A 14,813-nucleotide genomic window follows, 5' to 3' on the forward strand; every position below is an offset into this window, starting at 1 on the left:
CGGCACCGCATCCTGTGCTGTCGTCAAGCACAAGCATCCGGTCGCAGCAGCCCAGGGGAAAAACCATTCCCCGAGTTTATGGCTGTTCCGGCTGGGCGCGCCCGGGGCGCAGCGTCCTGATAAGCCCCGTTGACAGCAGCGTGCCGCAAACGATCACCAGCGCGCAGCCCACCATCCACGGCGTGATGCGCTCGCCCAGGAAGACGGAGCCGTACAGCACGGCGAACACCGGCGCGATGAAGGTTACCGCCAGCGCCCGGCTGGGGCCTGCACTCGCGATGAGGCGGAAGTACAGGATGTACGCAATGCCGGTGCACAGCACCGCCATGGCCACGATGGCGCCCCAGGCGCGCAGGCCCGGCATTTGCGCCGGCCACAGCCAGAGCGTGGGCAGCGCCAGGCCCAGCGCCGCGCCCAGCTGGCTGCCGGTGGCCGTGGCCAGCGGCGGAATGCCGGTGAGGTGGCGCCGCGCGAAGCTGGCCGACACCCCATAGAAGCACGACGCCAGCAGGCAGGCGGCAATGGCCCATTCAGCGCTGTCGGTCTTGAAGCCCGTGCCCGCCGGCGCGCGCCAGGCCAGCAGCGCAACGCCCAGGAAGCCGAGCGCCAGGCCCGCCCATCGCAGCCGGTTGATGCGGTCACCCAGCCAGGCCCAGGCGATCAACGCGCCGAACAGCGGCACCGTGGCGTTCAGGATGGACGACAGCCCGGTGGCGATGTGCAGCACCGCCCAGGAGAACAGCGCGAACGGGATCGCCGAGTTGATGACGCCCGCGAACATGATGGGCCGCCAGTGCTGGCGGAAGGCGGGCCAGTGGCCCTGGCGCAGCATGATGGGCCACAGGAACACCGTGGCCAGCGCCACGCGCAGCCCGGCGGTGGGCAGCGGGCCGAACTCCGAGGCGCCCAGGCGCATGAAGAGGAAGGATGATCCCCACAGCGCCGCCAGCAGAGTGAATTCGCCGATCCAGGCGGTGACGGGTTGGGTTCCCGGGCTGTTCATGCGTGCTCTTTCAGGGTTTGAATGTCGTGGTCGTCCGGCAGCCAAGGCTGCTGCCGCAGGTGCGGTGGCTGCGGGTGGTCGTGCCGGTGCGGCGCATGTTCCAGCGCCAGCAGCGCCGTTTTGCGGTCCAGCCCTCCAGCGTAACCGGTCAGGCTGCCGTCTGCACCGAGCACGCGGTGGCACGGCACGATCACGCTGACCGGATTGCGCCCCACGGCCGCGCCCACGGCGCGCACCGCCAGCGGCCGGCCCAGTTGCTGGCCGAGGCGCCCATAGCTGGTGGTGCCACCGCGGCCGATGGCCAGCAGCGCGCGCCATACGTCCTGCTGAAACGCCGTGCCGCCCGACAGGTCCAGCGGCACATCGAAACCATGCCGCTCGCCCCGCAGGTACTGCTGCAGCTGGCCTGCGGCCTCTTGCAGCAGGGTGTGGCCGGCCGCCTCGGCCCAGGCGCGATCGCCGTGCAGCAGGTGGACGGGCTCGTGCCGCTGGCCCTCGAACCAGACACCGCACAGGCCCGCGGGCGACGCGGCCAGGCGCACGGGGCCCAGGACTGTGCTGGCGCCCGTCTGCACGGTGTGGGGGTGGAAGAACATGGGTGAATCCTGTCGATTGATGAATAAAAATGCCCTCTACCGCTTGATAGGAAAGCGCTAGCAGCTATATTTTTGATAGCTTTTCATGAAGTGGGCTGGTGGGAGCGGGTTGCGCCACGGCGGTGGTACCCGCAGCCCAGGCCCGCAGCACCGCATAGCTGCGCCAGGGGCGCCACGCCTGTGAGGCCTCCGTCGCCGCGCGGGCCGGGTTCTTCTCGCCCTGCACCTGCAGCGCCTTGTGCAGGGCCACGTCGCCCGCCGGGAAGGCATCGGGCCAGCGCAGCACGCGCATGGCGATGTACTGCGCGGTCCAGTCGCCGATGCCGGGCAGGGCGCACAGCGCGGCGGTGGTGGCGGCAACGTCGGCGCCCGCCTGCAGCGCCAGGCTCCCGCCGTCCACCGCGCGGGCCAGCGCCACGATGGCGGCCTGCCGCTGGCGCACGATGCCCAGTTGGCCCAGGGTGTCGCCATCGGCCATGGCGAGCGTGGCGGCGGTGGGGAACAGCCGGTTGAGCGCAGGCCAGGGGGTGTCGATGGGCTCGCCCAGCCGCTCCACCAGGCGCTGCCCCAGCGTGCGCGCCGCGGCCACGGTGATCTGCTGGCCCAGCACCGCGCGCACCGCCAGCTCGAAGCCGTCGAACGCGCCGGGCACGCGCAGGCCGTCTCCGTCCGGGAAGTACGGGTGCAGCACGGCGTTGATGGCGGCGGGGTCTGCGTCCAGGTCCAGCATGGCGCGCACGCGGCGGATGACGAGCGGCAGCACCGGGTACAGGCTGTCGCTGGTCTGCAGCAGCACCTGGTGGCCGGCCACGTCGAAGCGTGCGCTGAACCAGCCGGTGGTCTCCTGCGCCATGCCGGTGCAGGCGGCCGGCAGCCGCACGGTGCGCCGCAGCGTGGCTTCGTGCGGCAGCACCCATTCGACGCCGTGGAACTGCCGCCGCTCGAAGAACGCCAGCAGCGCGCCCACATCGAACGGCGGGCGCCAGGCCAGGCGCAGTGTGCTGCCGGTGTCGTGTGACCCGGTTGTGCCTCCCTTGCTGGCCGGTATGCCGCTGCGCCGCAGCTGGGTGGGGTTGAGCCCGTAGTGCCCCACAAAGGCCGCATTGAAGCGGCGCACGCTGGCAAAGCCGCTGGCCAGCGCCACCTGGGTCACGGGCATGCAGGTGTCGGTGAGCAGCTGCTTGGCGGTCAGCAGGCGGCGTGTCTGCAGGTACTGCAGGGGCGACACGCCCAGGGCGGCCTCAAAGATGCGGCGCAGGTGCCGGTCGCTCACGCCCAGCCGCTCGGCCAGGCGGGCCACCGTGGCGCCGCTGTCGGCGGGGGCGGCCTGGGCAGGCCAGAGGTCCGGAGCATCCAGCAGCCGCACCGCCTGCTGCACCAGGATGCTGCTCGCATCCTGCACCGACCACACCAGGGCCTGGGGCGCCAGCTCGGGCCGGCAGCGCAGGCACGGGCGAAAGCCCGCGTGTTCCGCCTGGGCGGCCAGGGCGAAAAAGCGGCAGTTCTCGCGCCGCGGCGTGCGCACCGCGCACACGGGGCGGCAGTAGATGCCGGTGGAGGTCACGCCGGTGAAGAAATGCCCGTCGAAACGCGCATCCCGCGCCATCACCGCCAGGTAGCGGCCGTCATCCAGGGCGGTATCGGCAGCGGCGGCAGAGGGCGGGGAAGGGGAGGTCATGGGCCCGATCATAGGCAGTGAGCGCGTGCGCACTGGCCGTTTTCGGACATGTGCCTCCCTGGGCGGTTTTCGGGCCGCGGGGTGATTGCCCTGGGGTACGGAATGCCCCGCCTACAATGTGTCGGACTCCCTCTCATCCCTTCTCGAAAGGCCCCTACGTGCAACCCACGCCCGCCATTTTCAAAGCCTACGACATCCGCGGCATCGTGCCGTCCACCCTGAATGAAGACGTGGCCCTGGGCCTGGGCCGGGCCTTTGGCACCGCCGCCCGCGCCGAAGGCCAGACCACGGTGGCCGTGGGCCGCGACGGGCGCCTGTCGGGCCCGGCCATGTCGGCGGCGCTGATCCAGGGGCTGGTGGAAGCGGGCATCGAGGTGATCGATGTGGGCCTGGTGACCACGCCCATGCTGTATTTTGCGGCCAGCACGCTGTGCCACAGCGGCATCCAGGTCACGGGCAGCCACAACCCCAAGGACTACAACGGCTTCAAGATGGTGCTCAACGGCCGCGCCATCTATGGCGAAGAGATCCAGGGCCTGCGCCGCACCATGGAGCAGGAAAGCTGGCGGCTGCAGGCCGGCGGCTCGGTGCGGCATGTGGACGTGCTGCCGGCGTACACCGAGCGCATCGTGGGCGACATCCAACTCGCCCGCCCGCTCAAGGTGGTGGTGGACTGCGGCAACGGCATCGCCGGTGCGTCGGCACCCGGCATCTTCCGGGCGCTGGGCTGCGAGGTGGTCGAGCTGTTCTCCGAGGTGGACGGCAACTTCCCCAACCACCACCCCGACCCGAGCAAGCCCGAGAACCTGCGCGACCTGATCGAGGCCCTGAAGACCAGCGACGCCGAACTGGGCCTGGCCTTCGACGGCGACGGCGACCGTCTGGGCATCGTGACCAAGGACGGCACCAACATCTTCCCCGACCGCCAGATGATGCTGTTCGCCCAGGACGTGCTCTCGCGCGTACCCGGCGGCGAGATCATCTTCGACGTGAAGTGCACCCAGCGCCTGGCGCCCGCCATTGCGGCGGCCGGCGGCGTGCCGGTGATGTTCAAGACCGGCCACTCGCTCATCAAGGCCCGCATGAAGGAGACGAATTCTCCGCTGGGCGGCGAGATGAGCGGCCACATCTTCTTCAAGGAGCGCTGGTACGGCTTCGACGACGGCACCTACGCGGGCTGCCGCCTGCTGGAGATTCTGAGCCGGTCGCAAGACCCGAGCGCCGTGCTCAACGCCCTGCCCACCAGCTTCTCCACGCCCGAGCTCAATGTCTCGTGCGCCGAGGGCGAGCCGCACCGCCTGACGGCCGAGCTGCAGGGCCTGGCCGCCGGCACCTTCTCGGCGCCCGCCACCGTGAGCACGATCGACGGCCTGCGGGTCGACTGGCCGGACGGCTTCGGCCTGATCCGCGCCAGCAACACCACGCCCGTGCTGGTGCTGCGCTTCGAAGGCCACACCCCCGAGGCGCTGGCGCGCATCGAGGCGGCCATGCTGGCGCTGCTGCACAAGGTCAAGCCCGACGCCCATGTGGGCGCTGCCAGCCATTGATGGGCGCCCTGGCCCTGGCTTTGACTGTCGTTGCCACCTTCTTTCACCGTTGATTTTGAGCGAGTTGCCTGCGTGAACCCACAGTTTTCGACCCCCTTGCGCGTTGCCGCCGCACAGTCGCCCTCCGTCCCGGGAGATGTGGCGCGCAACGTGCAGACCCACCTGGCCTATGTGCGGGTGGCGGCGAGCCAGGGGGTGCAGGTGCTGGTGTTCCCGGAGCTCTCGCTCACCGGCTACGAGCCGTCCGTGCTGGCCGCCAACGTGCTGCATGCCGACCACGCGGCGCTGGCGCCTCTGCGCCAGGCTGCGCGCGACCATGGCATGGCCCTGGTGGTGGGCGGCCCCGCCGCGCCGGTGCAGGACGGCGCACTGCCCGCCATCGGCGCCTGGGTGCTCCATGGCGACGGCAGCGCCGCGCTGTACCGCAAGCGCCACCTGCATGCCAGCGAAGAGTCCTTTGCCAGCCCGGGCACCGACGACGCGCAGGTGCACCTGCTGGCGGGCGAGCCCACGGGCATGGCGGTGTGCGCCGACATCACGCACCCCGAGCATGCCCGTGCCGCGCACGCGGCCGGTGCCACGCTGTACGCCGCCGGAGCGCTGGTCAGCCACCAGGGCTACGGCCCTGAATCCGAGCTGCTGCAGGGCTATGCACGCGACCACGGCATGGCCGTGCTGCTGGCCAACTACAGCGGGCCGTCCGGCGGCTACGTCAGCGCCGGCGGCAGTGCCTTCTGGGAGGCGGGTGGCCGCTGCGTGGTGGCGGCCGATGGCGACGTGCCCTGCATCGTGTGGGCGGCGCGCGGCGACAGCGGCTGGAGCGGCGGTGTGGTGTCGGTCGACCTGCACCTCGCCGCGGCATGAACCCCGCCCGCGCGCTCTATTCGGTGGTCACCTGGGGCGCACAGCCGCTGCTGCGCCGCAAGCTGCGCCGCCGCGCCCAGGCCGAGCCCGGCTACGGCCACGCGATCGGCGAGCGCTTTGGTCGCTACCCGGCGCCCATCGACAGCCTCATGCCGCACAGCAGCTCGGACCCGCTGGGCCGGTTCGTGTGGATCCACGCCGTGTCGCTGGGCGAGACCCGCGCCGCCGCCATCCTGCTGGCCGCGCTGCGCCAGGAGCTGCCCGGCATGCGCCTGCTGCTCACGCACGGCACTGCCACCGGCCGGGCCGAGGGCGAAAAGCTGCTGCTGCCCGGCGACGTGCAGGTGTGGCAGCCCTGGGACACGCCCGGCGCGGTGGCGCGCTTTCTGCGCAAGTTCCGCCCGGCCATCGGCATCCTCATGGAAACGGAGGTCTGGCCCAACCTGGTGGCGGGCTGCCGCCGGCGCAACGTGCCGCTGGTACTGGCCAATGCCCGGCTGAACGCCAAATCGCTGCGCAATGCCCAGCGCCTGGCCCCGCTGGCGCGCCCCGCCTATGGCGGACTGACGGCCGTGTGGGCCCAGACCGAGGGCGACGCCAGCCGGCTGCGCGCCATCGGCGCCAAGGTGCGCGGCGTGTTCGGCAACCTGAAGTTCGACGTGGTGCCCGACGCCCAGCAGCTCTCGCAAGGCCGCGCCTGGCGCGATCAGGCCGCGCGGCCGGTCGTCATGCTGGCCAGCAGCCGCGAAGGCGAGGAGGCGATGTGGCTGGAGAATTTCAAGGAAAAAACGGCGCTACCGCTTGCTGGGCAAGCGCAAGGCGCTATCAATAGTGAAGCATCGGGCGAAAATGCCGCCAGCGCTCGCAGCGTGCAGTGGCTCATCGTGCCGCGACACCCACAGCGCTTCGACGAAGTGCACCAGTTGCTGCTGCACGCCGGCCTGACCGTGTCGCGCCGCAGCACCTGGGCGGCTGCGCCCGACGCGGCCGATGTCTGGCTGGGCGACTCGCTGGGCGAGATGGCGCTGTACTACGGCCTGGCCCATGTGGCGATGCTGGGCGGCAGCTTCGCGCCGCTGGGCGGCCAGAACCTCATCGAGGCGGCTGCGTGCGGCTGCCCGGTGGTGCTGGGCCCGCACACCTTCAATTTTGCGGACGCGGCAGAACTGGCCTGCGCGGCAGGCGCTGCGCGGCGTGTGACCGACATGGCGGCAGGCATGGCGCAGGCGGTGGGTCTGGCGGGTGACGCTGACCTGCAGCGCAGCGCCAGCGAACGCGCCAGCCGCTTTGCCGACGACCACCGGGGCGGGGCGCTGGCCACGGCGCAGGCCGTGCTGGGCATCGTGTTGCCCGCCAGGTCACAGCCCGCGGGCCGCTGAGACGACCCCGGCGACTGACGACGCACCGCCGCCGGTGTGGCGGGGGCGCTGAAGACCCGACTGCGCGGGTCAGCGCGGCGACCTGGTTACCGGGTCAGCAACGCGTTGATCGCCTCGACATCCTGCTGCGTCAGCGTGCCGGCCGCCTGGCGCAGCTTCAGCGTGCCCAGCAGCACGTTGTAGCGGGCCTGGGCCAGGTCGCGCTTGGTCTGGAACAGCTGGCTCTGGGCGTTCAGCACGTCGATGTTGATGCGCACACCCACCTGGTAGCCGAGCTTGTTGGCGTCCAGCGCGCTCTGGCTGGAGGCTTCGGCCGCCTCGAGCGCCTGCACCTGGCCCTGGCCGGACTGCACGCCGAAGAACGCGGCGCGCGTGGCCTGGGCCACGTTGCGCCGGGTGGTTTCCAGGTCGGCGGCGGCCTTGTCTTCCAGCGCCAGGGTTTCACGGATGCGGTTTTGCACCGAGAAGCCGGCAAACAGGGGCAGATTCAAAGCCACGCCAACGCTGGCGCTGTTGGTGCGGCTGTTCACGCCCGGGGATGTGACGGTGCCGTGGGGGTTGCGCGTGATGTTGTAGCCCGCCTGCAGGTCCACCGTGGGCAGGTGGCCGGTTTCGGCCTTCTTGGTCTCCAGCCGCGCGATGTCGAGCGCGATGACCGCCTGGCGCACGCCGGGCTGCTGGTCGCGGGCGGTGTCCACCCACAGGGCCACATTGTCGGGCTGCACGGTGGGCAGCGGCACGGGCAGGGCGAGCGGCTTGGGGGTCGTGCCGGTGATGCCGACCAGCTGGTCGAGCGCCAGGCGCTTCACACGCAGGTCGTTCTCGGCCGCGATCTCCTGCGCGATCACCAGGTCGTAGCGGGCCTGGGCTTCGCGCGAATCGGTGACGGTGGTGGTGCCCACCTCGAAATTGCGCTTGGCCGACGCCAGCTGCTCGGACACGGCGGCTTTTTGCGCCTGCACGAAGGTCAGCGTGTCCTGTGCGGCCAGCACGTCGAAGTACGCCTGGCTCACGCGCACCAGCAGGTCCTGCGTGGCGGCGTCGAGCTGCGCCTGCGCCACGTCGATGCCGCGCTGGCTCTGCTCCAGGTTGATGCGGTTGGCGGGGCGGAACAAGGGCTGCGACGCCTGCACGCCCACGGTCTGCTGCGTGCCGGTGTTCTCGACCGGAGGTCGGCTCAGTTCCACATTGGCCCGGCTCAGGCCGGCTGTCAACCCGGCGGTGGGCAGCAGGCCGGCACGGGCCTGGTCGGCACGGCGCGCCGCCGCATCCAGTTGCGCACGGGCCGACTGCCAGGCCGTGTCGTAGGTGCGGGCCGATTCCACCACTTCCAGCAGGCTCTGGGCGTGCACGGGTGCACACAGCGCCGTGGCCAGCAAGGTCCCCAGTGCCAGGGACAGGGGTGACAAAGGATGTGGCCGGAGCGGGGTCGTCATGAAAGTCCTTCGGAGAAGTCTGCGGATCGGAGGGTGGGAGACAGAAAGAACAGGCTGGGAACGTCGGGGCGGCGGCAGCGGGCTTCAGTACCGGGGCACGGCCGGGTCGTTCTCATGCGACCACACGTCGATGCCGCCCGTGATGTTGGCCAGGCGCTCGAACCCGTGGTGCTCCAGAAAGGCCGCCACGCGCAGGCTGCGGGCGCCGTGGTGGCACAGGCAGGCAATGGGGCGCGTGGGGTCGAGTTCGTTCAGGCGTCCGGTCAGCTCACCCATGGGGATGGCGACCAGCTCGAAACCGTCGGCGCGCACGCTCGCGGTTTGCAGCTCCCAGGGCTCGCGCACGTCCAGCACCAGGGGCTGGCTGCCTTCCGGGGCCGAGGCGAACCAGGCAGACAGCTGGGCGGGGCGGACGTGGTCGATCATGCAGAACTCCGAAAGGAAAAAATCAGACGCTGAAAATCAGAACGTGAAGCCGGATGGCTCGGGGAAGCCGACGAGACGCGGCGCGATGGTGTCCCAGGGCGACGTGGTCTCGAAGCGGTCGCCGGTGCGGCGCGTCAGGGTGAAGCGCATCACGGGCTCGCTGCCCACGATGGCGCCCAGGCGGCCGCCGTCGCGCAGCTGGGAGAGCAGGGCGGCGGGCACTTCGGCCACGGAGCCGCTGAGCACGATCACATCGAAGGGACCATCGGGGATCGCATCGCGCGCGCCGTCGGCCTGGCGCACGTCGGCGTTCTGGATGCCAGCGTCACGCAGGTTCTCGCGGGCCATCTCGGCCAGCTCTGCGTTGATTTCGAGCGACACCACGCGCTCGGCGCGGTGGGCCAGCAGGGCCGCCATGTAGCCCGAACCCGCGCCGATCTCCAGCACGCGGTCGGTGGGCTTGATCTGCAGGTCCTGCAGGATGCGAGCTTCCACGCGCGGCTGCAGCATGCTGTGGCCCAGGCGCACGGCCTCTTCGGCGTCGCCGCCCAGCAGCGGCACTTCGATGTCCATGAACGCCATGCTGCTGTAGGCCGGCGGCACGAACTGTTCGCGGCGTACCACGGCCAGCAGTTCCAGCACGTCGAAGTCGAGCACGTTCCACGGACGGATCTGCTGCTCGATCATGTTGTAGCGGGCCTGGGCGACGGGGTCGCTGATGTTGGCAGAGGAGTTCAGGGGCATGTTCATGGGATTTCTCCGTGGGGCGGGTGCAGGGCCGATCGGAACGATCAGGACAAACCCTCGATTTTAGGGGGCGTTGCGCGGGCGCTGCCGAATTTGCGGCGGGCCCAGCCTGCCAGGTCGTCCATGTAGCAATAAACCACCGGCACCACCACCAGCGTGAGCAGCGATGAGGTGATGACGCCGCCGATCACCGCCTGGCCCATGGGGGCACGCTGCTCGGAGCCCTCGGACAGCGCAAACGCCAGCGGCACCATGCCGAAGATCATGGCCAGCGTGGTCATGAGGATGGGGCGCAGCCGCACGCGCGCGGCCAGCAGCAGGGCGTCCGCGCGGGGCAGGCCAGGCACGGTGCGGCCCTCGTCGTTCACGTGTTCCTCGCGGGCACGGATCGCAAAGTCCACCAGCAGGATGGCGTTCTTGGTCACCAGGCCCATCAGCATCACCACGCCGATGATGGAGAACATCGACAGCGTGGAGCGGAACATCAGGAGCGCCAGGACCACGCCGATCAGCGTGAGCGGCAGCGAGGTCATGAGCGCCAGCGGCTGCAAAAAGCTCTTGAACTGGCTCGCCAGAATCATGTAGATGAAGATGATCGCCATGGCCAGGGCCGAGATGGCGTAGCCGAACGATTCGGCCATGTTCTTGGTGGAGCCGCCGAACTGGTAGCGGTAGCCCGGCGGAAAGCTCACGCCCTCCAGCGCCTTCTTGATGTCGTTCGACACCTCTCCGGCCGAGCGCTGCGACACGTTGGCGTTCACCGCCACCTCGCGGGTCAGGTCGCGCCGGTTGATCTGGTTGGCGCCGGTGGACTCGGTCACGCTGGCCACCTGGTTCAGGCGCACGATGCGCGTGGTGCCGTCGGCGTTGGCCAGGGCGAACGGCAGGCGCTCCAGGTCTTGCGGGGCGGTGCGGGCCTCGGGGGCCAGGCGCACGTTCACGTCGTAGGTCTGGTCGTCCGGCGCGCGCCAGTTGCCCACGGTGGTGCCGGCCACCAGGGTGCGCAGCGATGCGGCCATCTGCGACACCGACAGGCCCAGGTCCGACGCCGCATCGCGCCGCACGTCGAGCGCGATGACCGGCTTGTTGGGCTTGGCGCTGGTGTCCAGGTCCACCAGGCCGGGGATGCCGCGGATCTTCTCGGTCACCACCTTGGTCAGGCGCTCCAGCTCCTGCAGGTCCGGGCCCTGCAGCGAGAACTCCACCTGCTTTTGGCCGCCCACGGCGTCCAGCAGGCCCACGTGGGTGATGGTGATGCCGGGCACAGTCTTCAGGCGCTCGCGCAGCACGTCGGACATCTGGTCCACGCTGCGGCTGCGGTCCTTGCGGTCCACCAGGCGCACGTAGATGTTGGCGTAGATCTTGCCCTGCGCGCTGCCGGTGTTGATGGTAGAGAGCGTGTAGCGCACCTCGGGCATCTCGCGCAGGATGCCTTCCACCTGCCGTGCCTTGGCCTCGGTGGCTTCCAGCGACGAGCCGACGGGCGTGTAGAAGTTGAGCGAGGTTTCGGAGAAATCGGCCTTGGGCACGAACTCGGTGCCCAGCAGCGGCACCATGAAGATGCTCAGCACGAAGACGGCCAGCGCTATGGCCATCGTCGCCACCTTGTGCACCAGCGACCAGCGCAGGATGCGCTGGTAACCCTCGGCCAGCGCCTCGGTGGCACGGTCGAACCAGCCGGTGACGCGGCCGATGGTCTCGTCGTAGAAGGTGACGGGCCCGGTCTTGTGGCCATGCCCGTGGATGCTGGGGTCGTGCCAGATGCTCGACAGCATCGGGTCGAGCGTGAAGCTCACGAACATCGAGATCATCACCGCCGCGACGATGGTGATGCCGAACTCGTGAAAAAACTTGCCAATGATGCCGCCCATGAACCCGATGGGCATGAACACCGCCACGATGGACAGCGTGGTGGCCAGCACCGCCAGGCCAATCTCCTGCGTGCCGTCCATGGCCGCGTTGTAGGCCGACTTGCCCATCTGCACGTGCCGCACGATGTTCTCGCGCACCACGATGGCGTCGTCGATCAACAGGCCCACGCACAGGGAGAGCGCCATCAGCGTGATCATGTTGATGGTGAAGCCGAACATGTTCATGAACAGGAACGTGCCGATCAGCGCGATCGGCAGCGTGAGCCCGGTGATCACGGTGGAGCGCCAGGAGTTCAGGAACAGAAAGACGATCAGCACCGTGAGGATGGCGCCCTCGATCAGCGTCTGGCGCACGTTGTTCACCGCCACGCGGATGGGTCGGGCGCTGTCGCCGATGGTCTCCAGGCGCACGCCGGGGGGCAACTGGTTCTTGAGCTCTGCCACGGCCGCGGTGAGGCCGTCCACCACCTCGATGGTGTTCTCGCCCTGCGACTTCTGCACCGACAGCAGCAGCGTGCGCTGGCCGTTGTACAGGGCCAGGCTTTCCACTTCCTGGGCGCCATCGTTGACCCGGGCGACCTGGTCCAGCCGCACGGGGGCACCGTTCTTGCGGGCGACGATGATCTTGCCAAAGTCCTCCGGCCGCTCCATGCGCGCGTCGATCTGCACCACGCGGTCTTGCGCCAGCGACCGGATGGAGCCGACGGGCAGGTCCTGGTTCTCGTTGCGCACGGCCTGGGCCACCTGGTCGGGCGTCACGCCGAAGGCTTCGAGCGCCTGCGGGTTCAGGTAGATGTTGATCTCGCGCTTGGTGGCACCCACCAGGTTCACGGCACCCACGCCGCGCACGTTCTCCAGGCGCTTTTTCAGCACCTGCTCGGACCAGGTGGTCAGCTCCACCGCGCTGCGCTGCGTGCCGCCCGCCTTGTCATCCGGCAGCACGGCCAGCGACCACACGGCGCGGCTGGCGGGGTCGAAGCGCAGCACGCGCGGCTCCTTGACCTCGGTGCGCAGCAGGGGGCGCACGGTGGCCACCTTCTCGCGCACGTCCTCGGCGGCCTTGCGGCCGTCGATGTGCAGCTGGAACTCGATGATGACCACCGCAGTGCCTTCGTAGCTGCGCGAGGTCAGGGCGTTGATGCCGGCGATCGAGTTGACGCCTTCCTCGATCTTCTTGGTGACCTCGCTCTCCACGATTTCGGGCGATGCACCGGGGTAGTCCACGGTGACCACGACCACCGGAAAGTCGATGTTGGGGAACTGGTCGACCTTCAGGCGCTGGTACGAAAACAAACCCAGCACCACGATGGCGAGCATCACCATGGTGGCGAACACCGGGTTCTTGAGGCTGACTTGGGTGAACCACATGGGGTGCGGGCCGGTCAGGGGGCAGCGCGGGGCGCCGATGCGGACGCGCCCGCCGGGGCCGCTGCGGCAGCGGCCACCGCCGTGCCTTCACGCAGTTGCCCGATGCGCCCGTCGATCACCGGCGTGCCTTCTGCCACGCCCTGGACGGCGACCCAGGTCTGGCCGTTGACCACCGAGCGCGCGCCGGTCTTGACCTCGGCGTACGCGATGCGGCCGTCCTTGACCGTCTGCAGGTAGGGCGCGGGCTTGTCGGTGCGCACGGCGTCCAGCGGCACGGTCAGCACCTCGGCACGGCCGGTGTCGAGCGTGCCCTGCACGAACAGGCCCTGGCGCAGCGGCGTGTCGCCCTGGGCCTGGTCCACCCGCAGGTAGACCGGCACGGTGCGGCTGCCGGCCTGCGCGCTGGGGTTGATGCGCGCCACGGTGGCAGGCACCGGGGTCGCTGTGCCGTCGACGGTCAGCAGCGCCTTCTGGCCCACGCGCACGGCCAGCGAATCGGCCGGGGTGAGCAGTGCTTCCAGTTCCAGCCGCGACAGGTCCACCACTTCGATGATGCGGGCGTCCACGGCCACGCGCTCGCCCGGCTGGGCCAGGCGCTGTGCCACCAGGCCGGTGATGGGACTCTTGAGCACGGTGTCGTCCAGCGACTTGCGCGCCACGTCGGCGGCCGACACGGCGGCCTGGTAGCTCGACTGCGCGGATTCGAGGCTGGCCTGCGACGTGACGAGCGCGGTGGGCGAGATGAAGCCCTGGTCCACCAGCGCGCGGTTGTTGGTGTACTGGCGCTGGTTGATGTCCACCTGCGACTTGGCCGCGTCGGCCTGCTGCTGCGCCTGTCGCAGGCGCGCCCGGGCCTCGGTGGGGTCGATGCGGGCCACTTCCTGCCCGGCCTTGACGCTGTCGCCCTCGCGCAGCGTCAGGCCTTGCAGCTCGCCGCCCACGCGCGCCTTGACCATGGCCGATTCGACCGCACGCAGCGAGCCGGACACCGGCACCCCGAGCGTCAGGTTCTGGCGCCGCACCAGGATGATCTCGTCGGCCGCCAACTGCAGCGGTGCCTGCGCCTTCTGGGCCGACGCTTCGGCCAGCGCTTTTTGCTGGGCCTGGCGGGCCGCCATGCCGCGCCAGGCGCCCCCGCCGACCAACACGACGACGACGGCTGCTGCCATCCAGGGAATCCAGCGTTTCATGGTCAGGTGCCGCGTGAGGAAGGGGAGTGGGCGGCGGTGGCCGGGCCATCGGCCCGCACCAGCAGACCATGGAGCACGTTGTCGATCTGCGCCTCGATGAATTTCTCGGGGTCCAGGTCCATGCCTTCGGGAATGCACACCGACACCGAGTGCTTCCACATCATGAGGAAGATCATCGGTGCAAGCACCACGTGCACGATGTAATCGAGCGACACGGGGCGGAACTCGCCGCGCTCGATGCCGCGCTCGATGATGCGGCGCACCAGCCCCTGGCCGGGCAGGATCACCTCCTGCCGGTAGAACTGCATGATTTCCGGGAAGTTCTGCGCCTCGCTGAACATCAGCTTGGTGATGCCCGACGCCTTGGTGGAGCCGATGCGCTCCCACCAGACCTGGTAGCAGTAGCGCAGCAGCTCGGTGGTGCTGCCCTCGAAGGTTTCGAGCTCCTGCGTCCACTCTTCGAAGCGGCCCGCGATGTTCTGGCGCACCACGGCCTTGAAGAGTTCTTCCTTGCTGGGGAAGTACAGGAACAGCGTGCCCTTGGACACTCCGGCCCGCGCGGCGACCTCGTCCACACGCGTGGCCGCAAAGCCTTTTTCGACAAAAAGGTCCAGCGCTGCCTCCAGCAATTCGCCGGGGCGGGCTTCCTTGCGGCGCTCGCGTTTGGTTCCGGCTGAAGGGGGTGGGGAGGCTGAGGTCAAAGGGGTG

12 protein-coding genes are annotated in these 14,813 nt (G+C 69.6%); 3 read left to right on the forward strand and 9 right to left on the reverse strand.

Annotation, left to right across the window (positions count from 1 at the left end; all coding sequences use genetic code 11):
* Nucleotides 1–76: 76 nt before the first annotated feature.
* The 3 genes from ASG27_RS23430 to ASG27_RS23440 form a co-directional block, all read right to left on the reverse strand.
* Nucleotides 77–1,003, reverse strand: a complete 927-nt coding sequence (locus ASG27_RS23430) for a DMT family transporter (protein ID WP_056411970.1) — start codon at nucleotides 1,001–1,003, stop codon at nucleotides 77–79.
* Nucleotides 1,000–1,599, reverse strand: coding sequence for a methylated-DNA--[protein]-cysteine S-methyltransferase (locus tag ASG27_RS23435; protein ID WP_082486134.1), 600 nt, complete (start codon nucleotides 1,597–1,599; stop codon nucleotides 1,000–1,002). The genes ASG27_RS23430 and ASG27_RS23435 overlap by 4 nt, the downstream gene beginning before the upstream one ends.
* Before the next feature lie 64 nt (nucleotides 1,600–1,663).
* On the reverse strand, nucleotides 1,664–3,277 hold the full coding sequence (locus tag ASG27_RS23440) for a DNA-3-methyladenine glycosylase 2 family protein (protein WP_442854069.1): 1,614 nt from the start codon (nucleotides 3,275–3,277) through the stop codon (nucleotides 1,664–1,666).
* A 158-nt stretch (nucleotides 3,278–3,435) separates the two neighbouring features.
* On the opposite strand from ASG27_RS23440, the gene ASG27_RS23445 reads away from it, so the two are divergent.
* The 3 genes from ASG27_RS23445 (at nucleotide 3,436) to ASG27_RS23455 (ending at nucleotide 7,067) form a co-directional block, all read left to right on the forward strand.
* Nucleotides 3,436–4,824 (forward strand): phosphomannomutase/phosphoglucomutase, encoded by a 1,389-nt coding sequence (locus ASG27_RS23445; protein ID WP_056411976.1) that lies wholly within the window; start codon nucleotides 3,436–3,438, stop codon nucleotides 4,822–4,824.
* Nucleotides 4,825–4,896: 72 nt separating this feature from the next.
* Entirely contained in the window at nucleotides 4,897–5,688 is a 792-nt protein-coding gene (locus ASG27_RS23450; RefSeq protein ID WP_082486135.1) for a carbon-nitrogen hydrolase family protein, read from the forward strand.
* Nucleotides 5,685–7,067 carry a 3-deoxy-D-manno-octulosonic acid transferase gene (locus ASG27_RS23455; RefSeq protein ID WP_056411983.1) on the forward strand — a complete coding sequence of 461 codons (1,383 nt, stop codon included), beginning with the start codon at nucleotides 5,685–5,687 and terminating at the stop codon, nucleotides 7,065–7,067. Before ASG27_RS23450 ends, ASG27_RS23455 begins: the two co-directional genes overlap by 4 nt.
* Before the next feature lie 86 nt (nucleotides 7,068–7,153).
* Here ASG27_RS23455 and ASG27_RS23460 read toward each other — a convergent pair whose 3' ends face one another.
* The 6 genes from ASG27_RS23460 to ASG27_RS23485 form a co-directional block, all read right to left on the reverse strand.
* Nucleotides 7,154–8,503 (reverse strand): TolC family outer membrane protein, encoded by a 1,350-nt coding sequence (locus ASG27_RS23460; RefSeq protein ID WP_056411985.1) that lies wholly within the window; start codon nucleotides 8,501–8,503, stop codon nucleotides 7,154–7,156.
* An 84-nt stretch (nucleotides 8,504–8,587) separates the two neighbouring features.
* Entirely contained in the window at nucleotides 8,588–8,929 is a 342-nt protein-coding gene (locus ASG27_RS23465; RefSeq protein ID WP_056411988.1) for a rhodanese-like domain-containing protein, read from the reverse strand.
* Between the two features lie 36 nt (nucleotides 8,930–8,965).
* Complete coding sequence (locus tag ASG27_RS23470) at nucleotides 8,966–9,679, reverse strand: protein-L-isoaspartate O-methyltransferase family protein (protein ID WP_056411990.1); 714 nt, start codon at nucleotides 9,677–9,679, stop codon at nucleotides 8,966–8,968.
* A 41-nt stretch (nucleotides 9,680–9,720) separates the two neighbouring features.
* Nucleotides 9,721–12,915 (reverse strand): efflux RND transporter permease subunit, encoded by a 3,195-nt coding sequence (locus ASG27_RS23475; RefSeq protein WP_056411993.1) that lies wholly within the window; start codon nucleotides 12,913–12,915, stop codon nucleotides 9,721–9,723.
* A gap of 14 nt (nucleotides 12,916–12,929) precedes the next feature.
* Nucleotides 12,930–14,105, reverse strand: coding sequence for an efflux RND transporter periplasmic adaptor subunit (locus tag ASG27_RS23480; RefSeq protein WP_056411994.1), 1,176 nt, complete (start codon nucleotides 14,103–14,105; stop codon nucleotides 12,930–12,932).
* A gap of 2 nt (nucleotides 14,106–14,107) precedes the next feature.
* Nucleotides 14,108–14,806 carry a TetR/AcrR family transcriptional regulator gene (locus ASG27_RS23485; RefSeq protein ID WP_056411999.1) on the reverse strand — a complete coding sequence of 233 codons (699 nt, stop codon included), beginning with the start codon at nucleotides 14,804–14,806 and terminating at the stop codon, nucleotides 14,108–14,110.
* Between the last annotated feature and the right edge of the window lie 7 nt (nucleotides 14,807–14,813).

It is taken from the genome of Acidovorax sp. Leaf191 (assembly GCF_001424425.1).
In the GTDB taxonomy this organism is placed as follows: Bacteria; Pseudomonadota; Gammaproteobacteria; order Burkholderiales; family Burkholderiaceae_C; genus Acidovorax.